The sequence below is a fragment of the Tangfeifania diversioriginum genome, assembly GCF_900141875.1.
GTDB lineage: Bacteria > Bacteroidota > Bacteroidia > Bacteroidales > Prolixibacteraceae > Tangfeifania > Tangfeifania diversioriginum.
Window position 1 is genome coordinate 1 of sequence record NZ_FQZE01000044.1, and the last position, 20,983, is coordinate 20,983.

Annotated in this window: 19 protein-coding genes; all 19 read right to left on the reverse strand. The window is 35.8% G+C overall.

All coding sequences use genetic code 11. From position 1 onward, the window contains the following. Positions 1 to 442: 442 nt before the first annotated feature. Positions 443 to 1,885, reverse strand: a complete 1,443-nt coding sequence (locus BUC07_RS18865; RefSeq protein ID WP_073173579.1) for a capsule assembly Wzi family protein — start codon at positions 1,883 to 1,885, stop codon at positions 443 to 445. 531 nt (positions 1,886 to 2,416) lie between these two features. After that, a complete protein-coding gene (locus BUC07_RS18870; protein WP_073173582.1) occupies positions 2,417 to 3,523 on the reverse strand; it encodes a sugar transferase in 1,107 nt (368 codons plus the stop codon). A gap of 93 nt (positions 3,524 to 3,616) precedes the next feature. Continuing rightward, positions 3,617 to 4,000, reverse strand: coding sequence for a four helix bundle protein (locus BUC07_RS18875; RefSeq protein ID WP_073173584.1), 384 nt, complete (start codon positions 3,998 to 4,000; stop codon positions 3,617 to 3,619). A gap of 893 nt (positions 4,001 to 4,893) precedes the next feature. Continuing rightward, positions 4,894 to 6,048 (reverse strand): ATP-binding protein, encoded by a 1,155-nt coding sequence (locus tag BUC07_RS18885; protein ID WP_073173588.1) that lies wholly within the window; start codon positions 6,046 to 6,048, stop codon positions 4,894 to 4,896. Positions 6,049 to 6,433: 385 nt separating this feature from the next. Further along, positions 6,434 to 6,889, reverse strand: a complete 456-nt coding sequence (locus tag BUC07_RS18890) for a PIN domain-containing protein (RefSeq protein WP_073173591.1) — start codon at positions 6,887 to 6,889, stop codon at positions 6,434 to 6,436. Further along, the gene (locus BUC07_RS18895) at positions 6,867 to 7,109 is read right to left on the reverse strand and encodes a UPF0175 family protein (protein WP_073173593.1); all 243 of its coding nucleotides are present in this window, start codon (positions 7,107 to 7,109) and stop codon (positions 6,867 to 6,869) included. Before BUC07_RS18895 ends, BUC07_RS18890 begins: the two co-directional genes overlap by 23 nt. Positions 7,110 to 7,604: 495 nt before the next feature. Further along, on the reverse strand, positions 7,605 to 7,988 hold the full coding sequence (locus tag BUC07_RS18900; RefSeq protein ID WP_073173595.1) for a four helix bundle protein: 384 nt from the start codon (positions 7,986 to 7,988) through the stop codon (positions 7,605 to 7,607). A gap of 240 nt (positions 7,989 to 8,228) precedes the next feature. Then, entirely contained in the window at positions 8,229 to 9,050 is an 822-nt protein-coding gene (locus tag BUC07_RS18905) for a polysaccharide deacetylase family protein (RefSeq protein WP_073173597.1), read from the reverse strand. A gap of 43 nt (positions 9,051 to 9,093) precedes the next feature. Beyond that, complete coding sequence (locus BUC07_RS18910) at positions 9,094 to 9,474, reverse strand: VanZ family protein (RefSeq protein WP_073173599.1); 381 nt, start codon at positions 9,472 to 9,474, stop codon at positions 9,094 to 9,096. Next, positions 9,462 to 10,670 carry a carboxylate--amine ligase gene (locus BUC07_RS18915; RefSeq protein WP_073173601.1) on the reverse strand — a complete coding sequence of 403 codons (1,209 nt, stop codon included), beginning with the start codon at positions 10,668 to 10,670 and terminating at the stop codon, positions 9,462 to 9,464. Before BUC07_RS18915 ends, BUC07_RS18910 begins: the two co-directional genes overlap by 13 nt. Positions 10,671 to 10,701: 31 nt before the next feature. Beyond that, complete coding sequence (locus BUC07_RS18920) at positions 10,702 to 11,325, reverse strand: hypothetical protein (protein ID WP_073173604.1); 624 nt, start codon at positions 11,323 to 11,325, stop codon at positions 10,702 to 10,704. A gap of 22 nt (positions 11,326 to 11,347) precedes the next feature. After that, on the reverse strand, positions 11,348 to 12,454 hold the full coding sequence (locus BUC07_RS18925; RefSeq protein WP_175552575.1) for a CapA family protein: 1,107 nt from the start codon (positions 12,452 to 12,454) through the stop codon (positions 11,348 to 11,350). A gap of 11 nt (positions 12,455 to 12,465) precedes the next feature. Beyond that, a complete protein-coding gene (locus BUC07_RS18930; RefSeq protein ID WP_073173608.1) occupies positions 12,466 to 13,542 on the reverse strand; it encodes a DUF354 domain-containing protein in 1,077 nt (358 codons plus the stop codon). 154 nt (positions 13,543 to 13,696) lie between these two features. Continuing rightward, positions 13,697 to 14,887: a glycosyltransferase gene (locus tag BUC07_RS18935; RefSeq protein WP_073173610.1), complete on the reverse strand. Its 1,191-nt coding sequence runs from the start codon at positions 14,885 to 14,887 to the stop codon at positions 13,697 to 13,699. A 46-nt stretch (positions 14,888 to 14,933) separates the two neighbouring features. Then, the gene (locus BUC07_RS18940) at positions 14,934 to 16,211 is read right to left on the reverse strand and encodes a hypothetical protein (RefSeq protein WP_073173612.1); all 1,278 of its coding nucleotides are present in this window, start codon (positions 16,209 to 16,211) and stop codon (positions 14,934 to 14,936) included. A gap of 71 nt (positions 16,212 to 16,282) precedes the next feature. Further along, positions 16,283 to 17,467, reverse strand: coding sequence for a glycosyltransferase family 4 protein (locus BUC07_RS18945; RefSeq protein ID WP_073173615.1), 1,185 nt, complete (start codon positions 17,465 to 17,467; stop codon positions 16,283 to 16,285). Between the two features lie 100 nt (positions 17,468 to 17,567). After that, positions 17,568 to 18,680 (reverse strand): polysaccharide pyruvyl transferase family protein, encoded by a 1,113-nt coding sequence (locus tag BUC07_RS18950; RefSeq protein WP_073173617.1) that lies wholly within the window; start codon positions 18,678 to 18,680, stop codon positions 17,568 to 17,570. Continuing rightward, positions 18,677 to 20,065: a Coenzyme F420 hydrogenase/dehydrogenase, beta subunit C-terminal domain gene (locus BUC07_RS18955; RefSeq protein ID WP_073173619.1), complete on the reverse strand. Its 1,389-nt coding sequence runs from the start codon at positions 20,063 to 20,065 to the stop codon at positions 18,677 to 18,679. The genes BUC07_RS18950 and BUC07_RS18955 overlap by 4 nt, the downstream gene beginning before the upstream one ends. Positions 20,066 to 20,096: 31 nt before the next feature. After that, positions 20,097 to 20,978 carry a glycosyltransferase family protein gene (locus BUC07_RS18960; RefSeq protein WP_073173621.1) on the reverse strand — a complete coding sequence of 294 codons (882 nt, stop codon included), beginning with the start codon at positions 20,976 to 20,978 and terminating at the stop codon, positions 20,097 to 20,099. Positions 20,979 to 20,983 lie beyond the last annotated feature (5 nt).

Consider the following 20,983-nt stretch of genomic DNA (forward strand, 5'->3'; position numbering starts at 1 on the left):
TAATATTTTGTTTGCACTTTGAAGCTAAATTGTGTGACTTTTTTGTATGTAATTTATTGACAATCAATTGTTAATATTGTTTTTCAGCAAACCTTTTTTAGGGGTTTCAGTACCCCCTCCGACCATTAAAATGGTCTCGGCCCCCTTGACCTCTCTGTCCATACCGCCCACAGGCCTTACACCCCGAAATCAGGTAATCGGGATTAGTTCGACTAACATTTTTCAGTTCACTATGTTTCTAAAAAATGAGTCTCACTGAACAGGACATCTCTCCTTAGAGGAGAGAAAATAACGTATAAATGAAATTAATGGACAGTCGCTCCGAGCAGATCACCGGGAATTTTAACATGCGCCGCAATTACTTTTTTCTTCGTGGAATTCGTGAAATTAGTGGACCGTTCTTCTTTAGCCACGCTTGTCCCTATGGGGGATGACAGGTTCATCAAAATCTTTTTGCAATGCTGAGTTCAATTCCGCCGTTTTTACCGGTAACATTCCCTGCATCGGCGGCTATGGCAATTCCCAGTTCAACCGGAAACCGGGGACTGGCATAGTGCATTTCCAGCAGTCCGGAAAGCTGGTTACGGGCTGTGTCGTAAGGTTTCCCATGCAATCCCAAATGGCGAATATAGGTAAGGAGGCCTTTCCATTTCAGGTATTCTGAAAAAAGATAGCCCCTGGCTCCCACGTGGTGTGCAAAGAAACGATTGGATCCCAGTGCATATCGTCCATCTGTGGGAAGGCCGTCCTCGCCGAGGGTCACCGGAAAGAACAACGGGGAAACCATCACCTGCCAGTGATAAGTCATACTGTTCTTATAAACAGAGTGGTTAAAATAGTTGTCGGGTTCCTGCCGTGCCCATTTGCCGGTCGTTTCGTTCCATTCATACAACGAGTCGCGAATGCTCTGCTGGCGAGTATTGGTGAACTCATACACCACATCGGTAATCCACTGTTTTTCTTTCGGTTTATTGCTGTTGAAATGAATGTGGATTCCCAGCAGGTTATCGGGCCAGTTGCGCCAGTTCATGCCCGATAAATCCTCGAACGGATGGCTCAGGTAAAAGGTGAGTTCCATTTCAGCAAAATATTTTCGCACTTCCAACTGGTAGGTTCCCAACTGGTTACCGGCCCTGTTATTGCGGTCAGTCAAGGGAAATTCTTCGCTCCCCGACGACCCGGTTATATACCGCAGGTAGGCTTTCAAATCGCGGGGCAGTTCACCGATTTCCTCGTTACGGGAGGTGCCGCTCCACATTACATGGTGCTCCAGTCCGGCTGTAATTTTCCACGACGGCGCAGGCTGCACCCTAAAATAGAGTGACTTATGATGCATCCGGGCATTGCTCACGTAACGGTCGTCGTTCAGCAGGCCTTCGTCGTATTCGGCCTTAAAGTGGAGGTGATTGTTGGTGAAGGGCACCGGTTTCCAGGCTGCGGTTGACAGGCGGACTTTAGGGTACGGACGTGCGTTGCGGCTGCGGGCCAGGTTGCCGTTGGTGGTTGACAGGCCGGCGTAACGGACCGGATCGCGAAAAGCACCTGCCGTTAATGCCCAGTTGTTCAGCGAAATGCCGGCAAACAGCTGGTTGAGATGGTGGTGAAAACCGGATTCACCCAGTGCCACCACGTAGTTGCCTCCCCAGGAATAAGAAAAAGAAGAGGAGGAGTTGGCGGTGCCATTCTGGCCGATGCTCAGTTCCGAGATATTCCAAAATGAACCGGTGGGAATAACTTTTCCGTTGCGGTTGGAGGAAAGCCAAAGCGGCATGGCATCGTCGGTGGCTGCCAGTGTGCTGTTTTCTACAGTCCCATTCACAGGTGACTGGGCGTTTGCCGCAAAAAAGCTGATGGACAACGCAATGAAAAGGAAATATTTAATCATTTTATCTTGAAATATTATTTTTGGTTAATACCGACGGTGTCGCCGGGAGCGACGCTGTCGGTTGGGAAACCTGCGTCGTAATTGCAACAAAAAATCTTTTTAGGGGTTTCAGTACCCCCTCCGATACATAAATGTATCTCGTCCCACTTAGCAGGGGGACAGTCGCTCCGAGCAGATCACCGAGAATTTTAACATACGCTGTAACTACTTTCTTCTTCGTGCAATTCGTGTAATTAGTGGACTGCTCTCTTTTTTATCCACCGATGGCACGGATGACACGAATTGATTTAGTTACCCCCTCCGATACATAAATGTATCTCGTCCCCCTTAGCAGGGGGACAGTTGCTCCAAAACACCCCCCGGAATTTTAACATGCGCCGCAATTACTTTCTTCTTCGTGGAATTCGTGAAATTAGTGGACTGCTTCTTTCTTTATCCACGCTTGTCCCTATGGGGAATTACACGGATGTACACGGATGTGCTTTTTAGTCATACCATGACTTGGAGTCATAGTATGACTGGGGGGTCGTGCTAACTGCTTCGGGCTTTGCGGAAGACGATGTTACAGAAAATTTTCCGGAAATATTTTACATCGGTAACCAATGGATGTTTTTCGTACTGCTCCAGGTACCTGCGTTCCGATGCCATTATCTCCTCCAGCGTTTCGGGCAGGTCGGCATAATAGGGCGGGAACAGCCCCGGTTTGTGCTTCACGCGCAGCTTCTTCAAATCTTCGTCGTAAAGGTTAAAGTAGTGCGGACTGATGGGCCTTACCCCCACAAATTTCAAATCGCCTTTAAAAAAGTTGATAAACATGGGCAGTTCGTCGAGCCAGAATTTGCGTAAAAATTTGCCAATGGTAGCCACCCTGAAATCGTCGCTGAACTTACCGCTTTTATCTAACTGGTTGCTGCGGTACACATAGTCCTGCAGATACTCTGCAAACGGGTGCATGGTGCGCAGTTTATACACCCTGATGGGCTTCCCGTGCTTTCCAATCCGCTTTAGTTTTATCAACAGACCATAGGTAGGGTCTTCCGGGAAAAGGGGCGCTTTCACTTTCCGGGTCACAAAATAAAGGTTACCGGCCAGATTGTGCTCCTCTTCAATTTTAAAACCACATGCAATTAACCGGCCCAGCGTTTCCGAGCGGCTGATAACCCGGTTGTTGCCGCGGGTGAGGAAGAAATAGATTTTTTTGGTCACGGGCAGCTTGGGAAAAACCCGTTTCAGCATAAAATCGAGGCAATAGTACACATGGTTGAGCACGGCCGGGTATTTCCTAAGGATCCGTTCTTTCCGCAGGTCTTTGGTTTCCACGCACCCGATGAATGTGCCGTCAATAGGCAGCCGGGCGTTCACGGCTTCAAAAAACTTGTTGAGGTACCGGATATCGTTGATGCGCCTTAAGTTCACCATGTTTTCGAACAACCCAATCTGGTTGAGGATGTTGAAACGGCTGGAAGTGGCCAGGACCAGGTTGGAGGAGTTACTCAGCTCGAGACGTTCGTGCAAAAACCCGAGCACTTCGGGGCCGAATTCCTCGCGGATGTAGTTCTCCCGGAAGGTGGTGGCGTTTACGCGAAAATCGTGTGCCAGTACTTTTTGTGTACTTTCTTTTTGTTTTGTTTTTGTCATTATGAAGTGAGTTTATTGGTTTTTTTAGAACAGAAGTCGGAGATCAGAAGTCTGAAGTCGGAAGTCGGAATTCAGAGATCGGGAAGCAAAAACTTACTTTTTTGATCTGATAATGAAATGGTGCGGGTTGTTAATCATTGAACCTAACATACGGCCAACTTCATTATTTAAAGAAACCAATTCCTTATGCGTTTCTTTATCAATATATTGACAATCTTTTGCAAAATCCAAAGATGATTCGGTTTCGCTGTTCTCACCATCGCAGTCGGTCAGTTTGCTGATGAAATGTGCTTCATACCTTCTTTTTGCCCATGCTTCACGTAAATTCAAACATACAGACCTTGATGAACGTCTTATTTGACTGGTTAATGAATATGTTTCTTCCTTTGGAAAGGATTTACTTAGCTCAAAAATCTTCATTGCCTGTTCATAAGATTTCATATAAACATTAAGCTCCTTCGCTGAATTTATTCGCATAATATCACTTTATAAATTTTTTCCGTTCTCAGATTTCTGATCTCTGATTTCTGATCTCTGACTTCTGACTTCTGCTCTCCGCTTTCTACTAAATTTTTGCATGTACATTTTTCCAACTGACTAATTCTACTTTGACACTTTACACTAATATCGAAAAATCTATTCGTTTTACCCTGATCCGCCAGCTGGCGGAAATCAAATACCTGCCCGAAGTCAGGCGGGGATTTTTCTTATTTCTCCACTTGCTCCGAAGGAATTCCTATGGAAGGGCCGGGGTAAAAAATAAGAAAAATCGGTCTCTCATATAATCTGTCAAAGTATAACTAATCAGTTTATTCAAGTATGATAAATATTGAAAAAAGGAGCAAAAACAGTCCAAACCTTCAGGTTGGGATAAAAAAGATAACGCTCCGACTTAGGATTTTTGAAAAATTTGTATTTTACATTTTTCAAATTTTTCAAAAATCCGGGGTCCCAATCATAAATCCGGTACCCAGCCTGAACAGGCTGTGTGAAAATACAAACTTTTACACCGTGGCTTTAGCCCGGTGGATGAGAAATTCATAATCGACTTACGGCTTTAGCCGTTAAACCCCTGAAAATTAATGGCTAAAGCCGACTTCTATTCTTCATGAAATCACCGGGTTAAAACCCGGTGCAAAAATCAACCCCATTTGATCCTATTTTCACACAGCCTATGAAGGCCGGGCCTGTTTTTATGGATTGCCTCTCGCTGAATTCAATAAAACAAAAGTTGAACTGATTAGTTACAATTTTTAAAATTTATCAGTAGTGTCCGGTTAAAAATGTTGATTAATGGCTGAAGCCCTTTTTTTATAGCCCCAGGCTTAAGCCTGGGGTTTGAAGAGTGAAAAATTGGCTTTAGCCGTAAATCATAATTCTTTTAAAAACCGTTGAAAATCGTTTTTGCCTATTATACCTGTATCAGAAACAGAAGGCAGGCTCTCACCAGTGTATATCAAAAACTTTTGTATTAAGTTAGACTGTGGAAAATATTTAAAATTTTTGAGAAAGTCTTTATTAAATGTTTCACCACCTTTAATTTCCAGAGCCAACAATTTTTGATTGTTTAGCTCAATAATACAATCTATTTCAGTGCCATTACTTTCTCTCCAGTAATAAATGGAGGTTTTTTTACCAGTATGATGTTGTGTTTTTATAATTTCACTGATAATAAAATTTTCGAATAATGCGCCATATAGATAATGATTTCTTATCATGTCAGCATTCTGAATATTCAACAATGAACAAACTAAGCCGGTATCGTAAAAATAGATTTTGGGCGATTTAATAAGTCTTTTATTGAAGTTTTTATAAAAAGGCTGAACCTGATACAAAATAAAGCTGGACTCCAGCAATGAAAGCCATGATTTTACTGTATTTACAGTAACTCCGGTATCATTAGCCAAAGAAGTAAGATTTAGTATTTGACCAATTCTGCCGGCACATAATCCAACAAAACGCGTGAAAGTATTTAGATTTTCAATGGCTTTTAAGGACCGAATATCTCTTTCAATGTAGGTTTGAATATAAGAGGGATAAAATGCTGTTGGTTCTATTGCTGCATCATGAAGGCGCGGATAGAATCCTTTAAAAATGATGTCGTTTAAAGACCGGTATTTGACAGATAATTCATTCAGACCAAAGGGCAGTAAATGACTTACATGTGTTCTTCCGGCCAGAGACTGAGAAATACGATCGTTTAGTAAAAAGCTCTGCGAGCCCGATAATATATATTGTCCGGGTGTACCTTTTTCATCAGAAACTACTTGTATATAGCTAAACAGTTCCGGAATATTTTGTGCTTCATCAAAGATAACTCTGGGGCCCTGGGAATTTAAAAAGCCCATAGGATCATTAAGGATTAGCTCCCGATGATCTATTCTTTCTAAATTGTAATATTTGTAGTCGCTGAATTCGTTTCTTAAAAGGGTTGTTTTTCCTGATTGCCGGGGACCTGTTAAAGAAAGGACCGGAAACTTTTTCAAACGGTCTTTTAATACGGAAGTTATATGACGAGGAATCATTTTTTTATGTTGATTTATAATGCCAATGCAAATCTACATACAATTTAGGGATAAAACAAATGATGTATCTGAATGTCGATAGTTGGTAGTCGATAGTCATTAGGTAATTATTTTGGGCCGAATTTGTCAGGATTATTAATCATCGAATTTAGCATTTTGCGGATTCAGAGGGCAGAGGGCAGAGGGCAGCGACTTGCTTTTAGAATGAAGGATTCCGGGGACTTTATCATCGCACCTAACATACGGCCAACTTCATTGTTTAAAGAAACCAACTGCCTATGCGTTTCTTTATCAATATATTTTTTGTATTTTCAACATTCAATATAAATTTGAACTGATTAGTTACAAACGAAGTATTGATTTTGCGGCAATGATGCGCGTTTTGTTATTCACCACTCTTTCTTTTCACTTCATTTATTAATTTTTCACCTATCCTAAAATCCGTTTTGCCAATCTCTTTTATTATCTCAGTAACCGAATTGATTAACCCTTTTTCTTTGGCAACTATAAAAATACCTAAAGTGCCGGTATAATTTAACCCCAATTGTCTGGCCTCACGCCTGCCCTTAAATTCATCAATTATTAACAGACATTCTTCTTTTTCCAGCGCAAGAGCCATTGCACTTGCTTCTCCCGGGTCTAAAAAGCTTTGTAATATCTTCTGGTAATTTTTATTTTTAGGGTTTTCAATCTCAACAAAATCAGGAAGGACTTTTCCAAATTCATCCGCTACAGTTTTGGTAACTGTTATTTTACCATAAAGCGATTTTAATAGGCCAATTCGGCCAAGTTTATCCAATAAAATCAAACAACTTGTATCAGAGACTATAATCCCGGGCATTCTTTATATCATTTTCCAGTTCAGACAGCGGATAATTAAATATTGAAACATCATAGTCGCCCAATATTTCCATGAAAGCCCTTTTGGATAACCCAACCAATTCGGCTGCCTGGCCCAGTGTTAATTTTCCCTTCTCATATAAACGTGATGCCAGTAACATTTTTGCCTCCCTGTCGTTTAAATCGACGGTATCAGGTATATTCAATTGTATTGTTTTCATTTTTAACCTTTTTTTCAAAGATACTCTTTTTTCTCAAGATTTCCTGAAGATTAATTGCCCCTGATATTTTCAGTCATTGTTCCCGGTAGTAATATTCAATTTATAAATTTCAACTGCTGTTTTAAATGCCAATTTATATACCTCTAATTCTCTATGCGTCCTGATTTTCATAACAACACCTTTTTTAATAAATTTATAATTATTTTTTATACTTATTGTTTCTTACAGCCAGCCTGGCATCTCGTTACAATTTCCTCAAGTCTCAAATTTACTTTTTGACTAAAAACCGTTTGAAGAAATGAGAAGTGAGTAAAGAGAAGCGAGAATTGAGCGATGAGAAGTGAGAAATCAGCAGATTACTTACAGAATTTACCTGGATTATTAATCATCGAAATGAGCATTTTACGGACTTCAGAGACAGAGGTCAGACTTCGGAGATCAGAGATCGGAAGTCAGAGGGCAGAAGTCGGAGGTCAGTGGTCAGAGAGCAAAAATTTACTTTTCTGGCTTAATAAGGAAAGGACGTGGGTTGTTAATCATGGAGCCAAGCATCTTACCGATTTCGAGATTTTCATTTACTAAATCCTGATGAATCTCATTGGAAATATAGCCACAGTCCTTTGCAAAATCAAGTGAAGTGTTGGTTTCACTGTTCTCACCATCGCAATCAGTAAGTTTGCTTATGAAATGTGCTTCATACCTCCTTTTTGCCCAAGCTTCCCGTAAATTCATACATACAGATCGGGAAGACCTTCTAATCTGGCTGGTTAAAGCATATTTTTCTTCCTTTGGAAAAGATTTACTTAGCTCAAAAATCTTCATTGCCAGTTCATAAGATTTCGTATAAACATTAAGCTCCTTCGCTGAATTTATTCGCATAATATCACTTTATAAATTTTCATTTCCGATCTCTGATCTCTGGTCTCTGATCTCTGCTATCAGACCTCTGACCTCTGTTCTCTGATTTCCGTTCTCTGACCTCTTCTATCTGACCTCTGATGTCTGCTCTCCGCTCTCTACTCTCTACTCTCTGACCCCTGATGTCAGATCTCTGATGTCAGATCTCTGTTCTCTGATCTCTGTTATCTGACTTCTGATCTCTACTTGCTACTATTGACTTTAGACTAAAAACCGTTTAACCTGATTTTTTACGTTTTGAAGAATTAACTCTTTTAACCAGGGCCATGGCTGACTTTGCCACCTCTGCGGATGAAATGTAAACATGACTTTATCAGGAAACTGTCCTATTCCTGCCCCTTTCTCCTTGTCACTTGGTCTCCCGGTCTCCACGTCTCCTCGCCCCTCAACCCTTCTAATAATATCCTGTGTGGAATGAAAAACCAGTCCTTGTTTCACCCAATCTGCCTGTTGGGGCACTTTATCGCGGACACTCACTTTCCAGCCATCCCAGCGTCGGCCGGTGTCGGTAAGGTAGAAAACGGCATTGAAATCCACATCGAAATAGGGCTCGCCAATGATGCCGTAATCACGGTAGTTGTATTTTTTCCACAAATCTTTGCTGTCCCATTTGCTGCGCGGACTCCCATGCATGCAGATGGTGGTAACCGGCGCCAGTTCACGAAGCGCTGTTAGGTTTTGCTCAAAGTCTTTTATACCGCTTTCCATATCGCCATTGGTGGAAGACAGGTTTTCGTAATGGTAACCAATTTCGTGGCCCATGCCGGCTATCTGCCGGATAATCCGCTCATTCCAGCTTCCGGGCACTGCCCTGAAATAGTAACTTCCTTTAATGCCTGACTCATGTTGTATTTGCGCAAACCGCAGCGAATTCCCGGGCAAGGCATCCACATCGTGGCGGAGGATGACAAATTTCCGGGGCAGCTTTTTGTTTTCCAGGAAATCGGTAAATCGTAAAAACGAATAACCATTAGCTTGCAGGGTGTCGAGTAATTCCGTGTAGGTTTTCAGGGTGAAATCCATTGTGTTATTTTCATTATTCTTGATAAAACCATTTGAACATTCATCATGCAATTTTTATTTGTTTGCGAATGGCTACATAAAGCAACCAGAGAATAAACCCCAAAAAAATCCCAACCGCATTTGCCACCAAATCATTTACATTCCAGGCGCGGTAGGGCAAAAAATACTGCAACCCTTCGCTTCCGGCGGCAAACAGCAGGCCCCAAAGCAGCCACCAGCCCGGTTTGATGCGAAATGCCGGGCGAAAAAATGCCCACGGCAGAAACAGCAGGGCGTGCAAAAAATAATCGGCCCGGAACCGGAGGATGGCAGTGTTGTTGAGTTCACCGCTGGAATTGAGAGGCAATATGACAAGGCCAATAATTGCCGTAAAGTAAAGAATGAATATATATCTATTTGAAAATAGTGACTTCAAATATGCCATTTTTGTAAAAAAATTTTACCAATTAAATATGGAATTGAAGCCAATGCAATTCCCCAATCCTTTTTATGCCATTCAGCAACAACTATTTTTTTTGCTTTTATTGAAGATTTCCATGATTTATATGAAAGGTGCCAGGGCTTATAATTAAACCTGTAACGTACCATGCAGTTAAAAAAGTCCTGAAAAATTTTAATATACTTGACTTCTCCATTTTTTGCATCGGATTTTGTTAATTCCATTTCTTTCCCCAATAAAGATTCATAAGCAATAAAAGGAATATTAACGTTGCAATAGGGTGTTATTCCAATCCATGACCAGGGACGCGGATTAACTTCAATAAGGCGGAATTCCCTGGTGATACTGTTCAACTTATATTCAAATTCGGCTATACCTTCATAGCTAAGCTCTTTTACAATCTTTTCTGTATTTTCTATTAAATACGAAGGAACTTCATGACTTTCGCCCAAAATATTATCACCAATATCAGCCGGATAACCGCGAACTTTTCGACCAGTAAACAGCGCTTTTATTTCATGTTTACTATCAGCATAAATGCCAACAGTGAACATCGTATCGGAATTACCGAGAACATATTCCTGAAATACAACGTGTTCCAACAATCTTTTTTTACTTATACAAAATTTGTGAAGTTCCTCCTTATCATTTAAAATAACCAGCCTTATTTTCTTTAATTCTCTGTTAAGTTGTTGATTATGTTTTTCTGCCGGTAATGTTTTGTATTTTGGTTTAGCAACAATAGGAAAATGATTTTTACTTATACTTTCAAGATCCTTAACAGACCATGTATAAGGAGTTAAATACTGCCGTTGCTGACCTATCTGGTAAAATAAATCTTTGGATAGCAATGTGTTGACTGTTTCAAACGATGCTACACAAGGTAAAGCAACTTCAGAAAGTCTTTGTTTGTATTTCGCTGTAACAAGTGCCCACTCGTCGTTTGTAGGAAACAGAATGGGTTTGGCAGATTGCTTGGCACATAAATTATATAAAAAATCAATAAATGCTTTTTCATCATGAATTGGATTTGGACACTTTCTGAATTTTGCATATCTGCTAAAAGCTCCAACAGAATATTTACTATCAAGTGCAAAACAGGAATAGCCCTTTGAACCAAACTCCTGGATAATACTTAAACCGTTATAAGAAGTATTGTATACAATTATTGGATTTTTCATTTAGGTAATAAATTACTGAACAAATTTTGCCTTATGCCTGATATATTTTTTTATTTTGAAATATTTTGCCTGTGATGATTAATATAAGCTTAGACTTTTGATAGAACATTGATAATAAATTTACTCCAAAAAACTTAACTAAATAATTAATTTCATAATATTCCAGACCGGAATCCAAATTAGCTTTTAAAGAAGCTGTATTACTTTCTTCTACAATAGTGTAAATATTTTTGTGATTTTCTTTAAGCAAATAAGCATGAGAAAATTTTATCAAAGTTTTGTATAATCCGTTATTACGGTATTGGGGATAAATAAATGCATGGCACATCAATGCCTCATTGGGTTTAATAATAAATTTATCATGTAGAACTTGCTTGTTTGAACTTATTAAAACAAAATAATAACCTGCTAATTCTTTTTTTCCTTCTTCTGTTATTGTGAAAAGCATCCATTCAGAATGTTCCAGCATTTTCAAAAATGAACGGTTTCTTTTAAGAAAAATGGTATCATTAGAAATAAAATCATCAAACTCATTAAATGATCTAAAAACATTAATGCTGTAACCCTTCCGATGTGGCAAATTATAAACATTTGATTGGTTCCAACTAAGAATGTACCTTTTTTTAAAGAATAATTTTTCAAAAATCTGAATCATTCAAAATTATTTTAGAAACTTTCTATCGAAATTTTAATACAGAAAAAAATTTCCTCTCTTTGAAAATATAAAACGTAAGAATATTAAAGTACCGAACAAAAGTTAACCATTTACGCCACATAAATTCAAAGGGAATGTATAAAAAACGGGGAAAGTTTAGCATTGCTGAAAGTATGGAAAACCATATTTCAAGAAAAAAGGAGGTTGATCTATTTAATTCTTTTACCAAAGGTTTGTATTTTTGTTGTTTAACAAAAACCCTTTTAAAATTGCCGGTGGACGTATCAAACATCAGAAGTAAACTTACCCGGTTAGACCATTTCCACATTTTATAAGTTAAACTAAAAACGGGATGGTATTCTTTTGTTGTATGGTATTTATCAGGTATAGGTTCCGGATACGTCATTTGCGTACGTGGTTGCACAAAAAAATTAGGAAATAGAAAATTACCTAGACTAAACCAAGCCTGTTTTCCCTGATGTTTAATTGCCCCCTGAACACGATGCGAATGCATACCAATAATACTATGCACTTTCTCTAGTTTAAGGATTTTTTTTGCGAATGATACATCAGAAACCGGAGGTAACCATACATTTTCGCGGCCCCAATGTAACATCAAAATTGCTTTGGCATGTTGTGGCAATTTATCAAGTGATTTTTTAATCTGTTCAAAAGTTAACGGATTTACCCCAAATTCTGAGGAAGTAGCCAATTGAACTTTTTTCAAATAGCTTTTTTCAAAAGTACAAAAGGAAAGTACAAAATATCCGTCACCTAGTTCAATTGCTTTTGATGCTTCATGAATGTTTCTTCCTGCACCTGTAAACCTAATGCCATTATCCTGTAGAAATTGAATCTTTTGCTCAAAACCATCAGTTCCTTTGTCTTGTATATGATTGTTGGCAAGGCTTACAATATTGATGCTATTTTCTGTAAGATAGGATAAACTTTTTAATGGAGCAGTTACCGTGCTTTTATTCAATTCTTCCTGATTATCACCAGAACCTTGTTCAAGGTTGCAAACCCTGATATCAGCCTGCTTAAATGCTTGAATTTCTAATGAAGAATAATCCTTGCAACCCAATAAATCGCCTCCAAGAAATAAATCGCCAGTAAATGCTATTTTCATATTACCAAATTTCATCCTTTAAATCTGTTTTGATATTCAGGATTTTCCCTCATAATATTTTGACTTTCCGGATAATTTTCTATGAACCAAGTAAGAAAAGCAGTGGGATCAATTTTATCAGCAAGCATTTTTTCACGACTTTGCAAGTGTTTATTTTTTAAATTGGAGATTTGCAATAATTCAGATACCTTATCAAGCAAACCTTCCTCATGATAATAATTGTAGCATAACCTATATTTATCTTCTTGTTCTCTGCAGTTGGTTACTTGTAATGAGTTAATATAAATAACTGGTGTTCCTAGAATAGCAGCTTCAGAAGCAGTTGTCGCACCCTCGCTAATACAAAGGTCGGCAGCGGCTAATATATCATGAAACTGATATGGTTTAAAATTAGCTTTTAAATGCCTTAACTTTTTAGGCAATTCCCCTTCTGATGATATAATAACTCTACCGTGTTTGGAAAGTTTCTCAATCAATTTATACTTGATTATAGAAGAGAGACCCCCCTGATTACTATCATGAAAAGCATCCCACGCTACAAATCGTAACAAAAAAAAGCGTTCTTTTTCATTTATACCTAACTGTTTCTTAATTGATATTTGCGGTTGAAAATATTTTCTATGCAGATATAATAACTCCATATAAGCATTAAAATAAATATGCTTTTTTCCATAATTCAACTTATAAACACTTGGGGTAAGTAAGTCAGAGAGGTATGGCATCAGAAACTTGGCATTAAGCTTAATATGATCAGAATCACCCGTTGCAATACAAGGTTTTTTCAACAAACGTGCTATGTGCATTGTATAATGGGATCCATGACTTAAAAATAAATCTGGTTTAAAACGAAGAGATTGCCATAACAATATTAAATCAGCTTGAAGTACATATAGAATTTTACCTAAAAGTGTACTAGCACCTTTTCCTCGGTTAAAAAAAGCGATCTCTTCTGTCCTAAGAAGATCTAAGATACATTCTCTGTCTCTTGCAACTACAAATATATTATGTCCTTTTGCTTCCATTATTTTAATAAAGTTCCTAAAATAATGAACATGTGCTGGATGGCCGATGTCAATAAGAATTCGCATAATTAAAAAATATTTGGAAATTATTTTGTTTACTTCTAATTTATTAAAATTTAGTGGCCCCTATTTTATTTTTTGAAAATTAACTTTTACAAAAATGAGTAGTCATTAATACCTGATAAAAGTGTTTTTGAAATATCGATAAATATTTAATACACTAACCATGTTCCAATAAATACAAATAAAAACTTAATAATTCTTTACTTTTACTTTCCCAAGATATTACATCTTCAGCAAGTTTTCGTATCATTATCCGTTCTTCTTTTAGACTTGCTATTTCTTTTGCTATATATTTAACTTTAGCCCAGATATCTATTTCGCTTTTTGATGTCATAATGAATGGAAAAGAATATTTTTTAGCAAAATCAATGACTTCACCAACCGGATCTATTAATATATGACGACCACATGCAATATAATCACCTATGCAATTAGGCCATCCGGCTTTACTCCTAAGATCTTCTTTTTTAAAAAGAAAAAAAACATCAACACAAAGTAGCTTCTCATAGTCTTTTGAAAAATCAACCCATCCAAATGAAACAATATGTTCTCTAAATTTTTGAGGAAGAATACTAAAATCAATTTGAGAGTCTCCAAAAATTAATATTTTAATTTTCATTGACTCATTATTATTAATTATAGCATTGGCAAGTGGTAATACTTCTGAAATGTTAAACCCTTTTGCATTAATATAGCCAAATGTCAATGTATCTTCATCAATATCATACTTCAATTTTAGAACAGAATTCTCTTTAACGAAAGGAATGCTTAAAACATCAGCCCCACCGTGAATTTTTACTATTTTGTCCTCGGTTTTAAAGGTTTTGGCTCTTTCTCTGAGTACTTCAGACAAAACTACAACTCCATCAGCAACTTTCTTGTCTTTGATTTCGTATTTTAATTCATACCAACCCAATAAAATTTTAAAGAGTTTCTTTTTTGTATCATATTGTCCACCCTTGCCATACCAATCGTACCATTCAGCCACGTATACCGATTTATGCAGTCTTTTACTCAACCGACAGGGCATTCCAGCCAGTGGTCTGTGTCCATTGTCTGACTGCACAACATCATACTTGTGAAAAACAACATGAAGCATTTCTAGGAAAAGACTCAGGAATCCAAACCCCATTCTGGATACTCTGGAAGGGATAATTTCAGGGAAAATAATAATATTAACGTTATCGATTATTTTTCTCTTTGTAAACAAAGAAAAATTTGTATTTGTAGTTATAATTGTTACCTGTTGGCCTTGTTTAGCTAAACCTTTGGCCAATGGGAAAATTCTGCCCCATCCGGATTTCTTATAAACACTTGTATGTGAGATTAAGATGTTTAACTTTTGCATATTAATCAATATTTTTTTAGATTCAAACTATTTTAATTGTTTTATTTTAATCAGTAAAAGAGGAATTTTCCTCTTTTTTTAAAAGTAATGGTAAAAAATACAATCCGGGAATGACAACAATTAACATAAACCATATTTCTCTACCTCCTGTGGCTTTAATCAATCCTAAAAGCACAAATGCCAGTATGGAGAGAAAATAATAAAACCTATAATGCTCGTCAAATAACGAACTTATTTTCTTAAATATTGATATTAAAATATAAACAAAAAATATAAAACCGGGAATTCCCCATAATGTGAGCCTGTTCATCCAATACAAATGAGCCCCTAAACCAATATCATATGGACTATTATAGGATGAATTGCCAAAGAGAGGATTAGCGGCCAAAGCTTCAAAAAGCATTGGATATCTCTCTGCTCTTGCTCCAGCACCGGTTTCGATATCAATTTCAGGATTCTTTAAAAAAAAAGCAAAATCATTTATTTTATAATGCATTGCTGTTCCTGGCTCAAATTTCTCACCTAAATAATAAATTGCATCTATATAATATGAGTTGGGAATTAAATAAAACAGAAAACCAAAAAATAATACTATTACAACAGATTTTCTAAATTTTTTTGCATCAAGTAATGAAAGGATAGTGATAAAAATTGCAATCAAAACATTTGCAAAAACCTGGGATCTTATTAAAGTGATTAACAGAAGGAGAAGAACCACAATTAAAGTTTTGGTTTTGAATATCATTTTTTGTTTGTTTTTAATATAAAATATTAGTATTGGGATTAAACACACCATAGCCTGAATATAATTATAACCCATTGCACCAGTATATTTATAAACCATTACTTGATAGGAAGTAAATTTGCCGGAACTTGCTGATTGTCTAACGATCATTGAGTCTAATGAAAGCGCAATATTAGTCCCAATTATACCAATTAAAATGAAAATAAAAGCATATTTAGCAATTAAGGCTAGTTTATGATATTCCTTTTTTTCTTTATAATAATATAGAATTGATATCATTATAAAGATATTATAGAATTCCCCAAAAATTTTCCCTTTATTCCAATCGTCAAGATAATTCCATAAAAAAAATTGTAAAATACCCACCATAAAAATACCATAAAAAATTACTTTTATTAGTAACTTTTTTTTGAAAATAGATGGGCGTGTGAGAATAATAGTAATTAAAGCTAATGGTGCCCATAGATAGGCAAAACTACCTAATTCTCTGCCCAAAATTCTAAAAACAATATAAAGAGATGTAGAAGCAACAGCTAATAATATGCTATAATCGGTAATATTTAATTTAACTTTCTTCATCAAATTCTTTTTCGCTATTGCCAGGAAAATTCTTTTAGGTTATTTTCAAAAAATAATAACAATAATGCTCTCTATTTATTATCAACTAGCGCGTCATAAACCATCTCAAAATTCACCTTATTTTTTTTTGAATAACAACCAACTGCTCTTTTATATCCTGCCTTACCCATTCGATTGGCTTTTAACTCATCCTTAGTTAACGCATTAATTGCTTTAGCCAGCTTAATTGGTTTATTTTTTGGAAATAGGAAACCATTAATTTTATCTTGAATAATTTCTTCCATACCACTCACATCTGAACCAATTACAGGTTTACTGTGCAGATGCGATTCCACAACAGGAAAAGAAAAATGAGGAACAAAAAAAGGAGAAACAAGACAACATACTTCTTTAATATAATCTGAGACATTATAGATTAGCCCAATTAATATCGCATTTGGATGATTTTTCATCTTGTAAATCGCAATATTTCTCTTTCTTGCATTTGAAAGATAATACTTTAATAACCCAAATGGATTTTTTGATTTTGGGCATATATTATAATGTCCTGCAAAATATACTTTTACATCTCGATCCAAATAGTCCAGCGCCTCAACCATTGTATAGAAACCTTTACTGGTACTTGAGCCTCCCAAATATAAAACCTTTTTAGAAGCGTAAGAGTTTTCTAAAGGAAGTATTTCAGGAATTTCTGAAAAATCATAAATAACCTCAGTAATAGCAGGAAGATTTAATCTATGGGCATTATCTCTACTTATTGCAACTACTTTATCTGCATATTTTCTTATTTGGAATCTAAAATAGTAATGCAGAATATCTATTTTTCCCTTTCTAAATGGTTCCCTGATATGAATAATAACTTTACCTTTCTTACTTGATGGGGCAAGCCAGTCTGTCAAAACGGATGAATTTAAATGCACAATATCAAAATCTAGTTTATTTAACTCAATTTTTGCGAAAATATACCTTGACAATAGCCATGAAATTCCACAAACAATAAAACTATAGATATTATACCATTTCACATAGCCTGCTTCACTATGAGCAAAAAATCGATAGAAGATATGATAAAATTTTGATTCTGCAACTTTAAACTTTATGCCATTTTCAAATAGCTTTTCTTCAATCTTAGATTTTTTCAACAATAGTACCTCAAATTCATATTTTGATTGATCGAGATTATTTATCAAATTAATCATACATTTAGGAGCCCCGCCCCAGCCTGCAGCATGATGTATAAAAAGAATTTTCTTCATTGATTACAAAAAAATTATTAGAGATATGTAATTACTCCTTTAAATTCATATTTATGGGTGTAATCCACTGAATATCAGATGTCAATTTATAAATGATATTTCAAATTGAAAGTGATTCGTGGAGAAAGTTATTTGATTTTTCAACCTCTTTCCTCAATTTTTCTTTTAAAACATTAAAATCAATTTCTTTTTGAAAGGAATTTTTGGTTGTTATTTCATCATAACTATCCACAATAAAATCCTGAAGGACATCAAATCGATTCACTAAATCAATAAATCTGGAAGCTCTTGCCATTTCAGTATAATAAGCTAAAAATGGCTTTTGAAATTTTATTGCAAAGAGGACACCATGAAATGAATCTGTATAGACAAAAGTTGAATAATAAAACAAATTTAACCATTCGATTGGGCTGGCGTACCAAAAAACCTCGTCAGACCAATTAAACAATTGAGGGTTATTTTCTGTAAGTATAACAGAAATAATTTTTATGCCTGCATATTTTTTTCTTAGTTCATCAATCACTTTTTTATGGCCTCCTGTAATTTCACTACCCAGAATATAAGTTAAAATATATTTCCCTGAAATAATTGGTTCCTTTTCTATAAGCTCCTTAAAATCCCAAAGAAGAGTCGGATCAACAACAATTGACGGTGTTTTCCCAATAAGTTCAAAAACAAATCTTTCAGTTTCCTTATTTCGAACAGAAATTGCATCAAAATTATTCAATGCATTTTGCAATTTTAGTTTATTTATATCCTCAACTTTATTAAACGCACAACAAGGCGCGTAACTAATCCGTTTTCCTTTATAATTATTTAAATGTGCTAAAAAATACGATGCAAGTTTGTGTTGACTCGGATTCCATATTTGATCACTTCCTACAATAATTGCGTCATATTCAGTAGTAATTTTGGAAAGCTCCACATAAGAGATTACTTCTGACAAATTAAAACACTTACCTTTAAATAATTCAAAAGCATCTTTTTGACGAGGAGCATATTTTATTTTTTTAATAATTTTTCGAACTTTTGTAACTGAAATCTTTCTGCTTATTAGTTGGGTGATATATGGCCTGTATTTAATATTTGGAGGTGTATAATTAATAATTTTAACACTATAACCATAATTACTTAAATATTGCTGTAAAGCATAGGCTTGCATTACAGCTCCATAATTATATCCAAAGTGAAATGTTAAAATTCCAACTCTCATAATAGCTGTTTTAGTTTGTGTTTAATAAATTTTATGGGACCATAATAAGTTATAAAATAATGATTAAGCAATGGCATCATTTTTTTATAAAAATACTTTAAATTCCCTTTATTCAAACTTTCAATAAATAATTGATGTGAAACCTGGCTGATTTGAATTCGAAGTCGAACTATTTTTTTTCTTTTATCATTAATGTCATTGTCAAAAGCACCAATTCTTTTAGGAGGATACCAATTTCCCTTTTGTTCTTTTAACCAAAGACGATACTTCAAATCTCCCCGTTTATTTCTTATCCCCCCAGCCTGGCTCTTTTCGACCATTTCTGGTTCTACTTTATCAAGATATAGTTCGCCATTTTTTGTGTCTGCTTTTAAAATTTCATCGATTTCCGGATTTCTGACAACAATTACTGAATTACCTTTATAATCTTTTATGTATTGCGGTAACCAGGCATCTCCAACTGAAATATCTGCAACTTCGCCAAAGGTATCATCACAAAAGTCACAAGCCGGGTTTTTAAACATACCATGCCCCCAGTCAGTTCCCATTTTATAGGTAGAATTGTTAACCGTAGTAACAAGATTTTGATTATTTTTTATACTAAAAAACTCTGTGCCATATTGAGAAGCCAGCCTGTCAGGAATTTTCTTTCTGAAATTTATCGAATTTAGCTCATTTGGAAATATTCCTTTTTGCCAGGCCAAAAATCTTGCATAATTTGCTGTTTTTAAGTGACCACATACAGGAGAAATGACATACTTTATTCTTTCCTTGTATAAGCTATTTCTTTGCTGTAATAGTCTAATGCCTTTTGCAAAACATGGTAGAGCAACTATAGCATATCTGCCATCATTATTTTTAATATAATTTAAAACTTTTGAAAGTTCAACAGGATAATAACGTGAAGATGCACCAGTCAGAATAGCTTCCTCTTCTTCACTTATACTATATTCAAACAATAGCGGGCGTGATTTACTGTTACCTACATGGACTGCATGCGTTATATACCCGGTATTTAACAGATTTTTCAGCAGCCAGGTAATTATTCCACCAGAACTGGCTTTTAATCGAATGCTATCTTCTTTTATATGACCAATATAATTACTTAAATAAAATCCTAAGTTGTCATTTTTTCGAATATTTTCGGTGCTGAATAATAATTCGCCAAGCTTATCTTCATTGTTAGCCTTAGAAGAAAACGGACAAATTTCTAAAACTTCATTGACATTTGTTGAATCAATATTTTTTAGTTTCAATTTATATTTGCCAATTTCATCTAGATACAAGCTAGTGTGTTTTGTTGTAGTACAGACTCCACAACCAATACAATAATTCTTTTTAATTAGTTCAAGTTGATCAAGATCAGATTGTATTCTTACCGCCATAATGTCCTCCCCATTTTTTTAAGTATTCTTTTTAATAATGGCTTTTTCTATTAATATAAACATCAAAATGATTTTTATCATAGTCAATATTACATGTAACATCCTTAGGGTGATTTTTTATAGTAAAATTTTTATCATATTCTACAAAATGATATTGAGTACGCCCTCTTGCATGTAATCCATTGACACCTATGTTTGATACAAGGTTAACTCTTGGGATAATGTACAATAAATTATTGGTTCTATGCATATATGATGCAATATTATCCCATGTACTTTTTCCCACCCCATTTTTCTTTATCCTTTTAAATTTTTTTCTATAGTATTTTAATTCCTTTCCAGAGTTCGTAATAGTCTTCAAAAAGTTAGTTTTTAAGTGATTATCCTGAACTTCAGTATAAAGATCAAACTTATCCCAAACTCTTTTCCATGTTGCCCATCCTCCCCCGGTATGGCCATATTTTGCAAAAAAATAATCAGTACCATCAGTAGTAGGAAGAGGTGTGAAGTTAATCCCGCTTACTGCCCAAATTTTATCTTCATTCTTATATAATTCTAGCATTTCCTGGGCAAATTTAAGGAAAGCCATAGGCGCAACAATATCATCTTCAAGAATAATAACATATTCTTCTGTTTCAAAAACCCAGGAGATGGCTGAAGAAACTGTAACTTCAGCGCCTTTATTAGATTCGTTATATTTGTAGTGCTTTTCACATGACCAATCAACGTTCTCAACAACCTGTTTAACCTGTTCAACGAGTTTTTCTTCACCTTCTTTTTCAGGTCTTGGGCCATCAATGGCAATATATAGTTTTTTGGGCTTAGCTTTCCTAATATACTCGAAAGTTTGTTTTATTATATCAGGGCGGTTGAAGCCGATTATTAGGATGGGCGTGTTGATTTTAATTGGCATAAAAA

Bases quoted from the DNA above. Each gene is read 5' to 3' on its own strand.
- BUC07_RS18900 (WP_073173595.1), bottom strand. From the start codon at position 7,988: ATGCGAATAAATTCAGCGAAGGAGCTTAATGTTTATACGAAATCTTAT.
- BUC07_RS18940 (WP_073173612.1), bottom strand. From the start codon at position 16,211: ATGAAGAAAGTTAAATTAAATATTACCGATTATAGCATATTATTAGCT.
- BUC07_RS18895 (WP_073173593.1), bottom strand. From the start codon at position 7,109: ATGAAAACAATACAATTGAATATACCTGATACCGTCGATTTAAACGAC.
- BUC07_RS18875 (WP_073173584.1), bottom strand. From the start codon at position 4,000: ATGCGAATAAATTCAGCGAAGGAGCTTAATGTTTATATGAAATCTTAT.
- BUC07_RS18910 (WP_073173599.1), bottom strand. From the start codon at position 9,474: ATGGCATATTTGAAGTCACTATTTTCAAATAGATATATATTCATTCTT.
- BUC07_RS18955 (WP_073173619.1), bottom strand. From the start codon at position 20,065: ATGGCGGTAAGAATACAATCTGATCTTGATCAACTTGAACTAATTAAA.
- BUC07_RS18905 (WP_073173597.1), bottom strand. From the start codon at position 9,050: ATGGATTTCACCCTGAAAACCTACACGGAATTACTCGACACCCTGCAA.
- BUC07_RS18925 (WP_175552575.1), bottom strand. From the start codon at position 12,454: ATGAAAATAGCATTTACTGGCGATTTATTTCTTGGAGGCGATTTATTG.
- BUC07_RS18930 (WP_073173608.1), bottom strand. From the start codon at position 13,542: ATGCGAATTCTTATTGACATCGGCCATCCAGCACATGTTCATTATTTT.
- BUC07_RS18870 (WP_073173582.1), bottom strand. From the start codon at position 3,523: ATGACAAAAACAAAACAAAAAGAAAGTACACAAAAAGTACTGGCACAC.
- BUC07_RS18935 (WP_073173610.1), bottom strand. From the start codon at position 14,887: ATGCAAAAGTTAAACATCTTAATCTCACATACAAGTGTTTATAAGAAA.
- BUC07_RS18960 (WP_073173621.1), bottom strand. From the start codon at position 20,978: ATGCCAATTAAAATCAACACGCCCATCCTAATAATCGGCTTCAACCGC.
- BUC07_RS18885 (WP_073173588.1), bottom strand. From the start codon at position 6,048: ATGATTCCTCGTCATATAACTTCCGTATTAAAAGACCGTTTGAAAAAG.
- BUC07_RS18915 (WP_073173601.1), bottom strand. From the start codon at position 10,670: ATGAAAAATCCAATAATTGTATACAATACTTCTTATAACGGTTTAAGT.
- BUC07_RS18890 (WP_073173591.1), bottom strand. From the start codon at position 6,889: ATGCCCGGGATTATAGTCTCTGATACAAGTTGTTTGATTTTATTGGAT.
- BUC07_RS18920 (WP_073173604.1), bottom strand. From the start codon at position 11,325: ATGATTCAGATTTTTGAAAAATTATTCTTTAAAAAAAGGTACATTCTT.
- BUC07_RS18945 (WP_073173615.1), bottom strand. From the start codon at position 17,467: ATGAAGAAAATTCTTTTTATACATCATGCTGCAGGCTGGGGCGGGGCT.
- BUC07_RS18865 (WP_073173579.1), bottom strand. From the start codon at position 1,885: ATGATTAAATATTTCCTTTTCATTGCGTTGTCCATCAGCTTTTTTGCG.
- BUC07_RS18950 (WP_073173617.1), bottom strand. From the start codon at position 18,680: ATGAGAGTTGGAATTTTAACATTTCACTTTGGATATAATTATGGAGCT.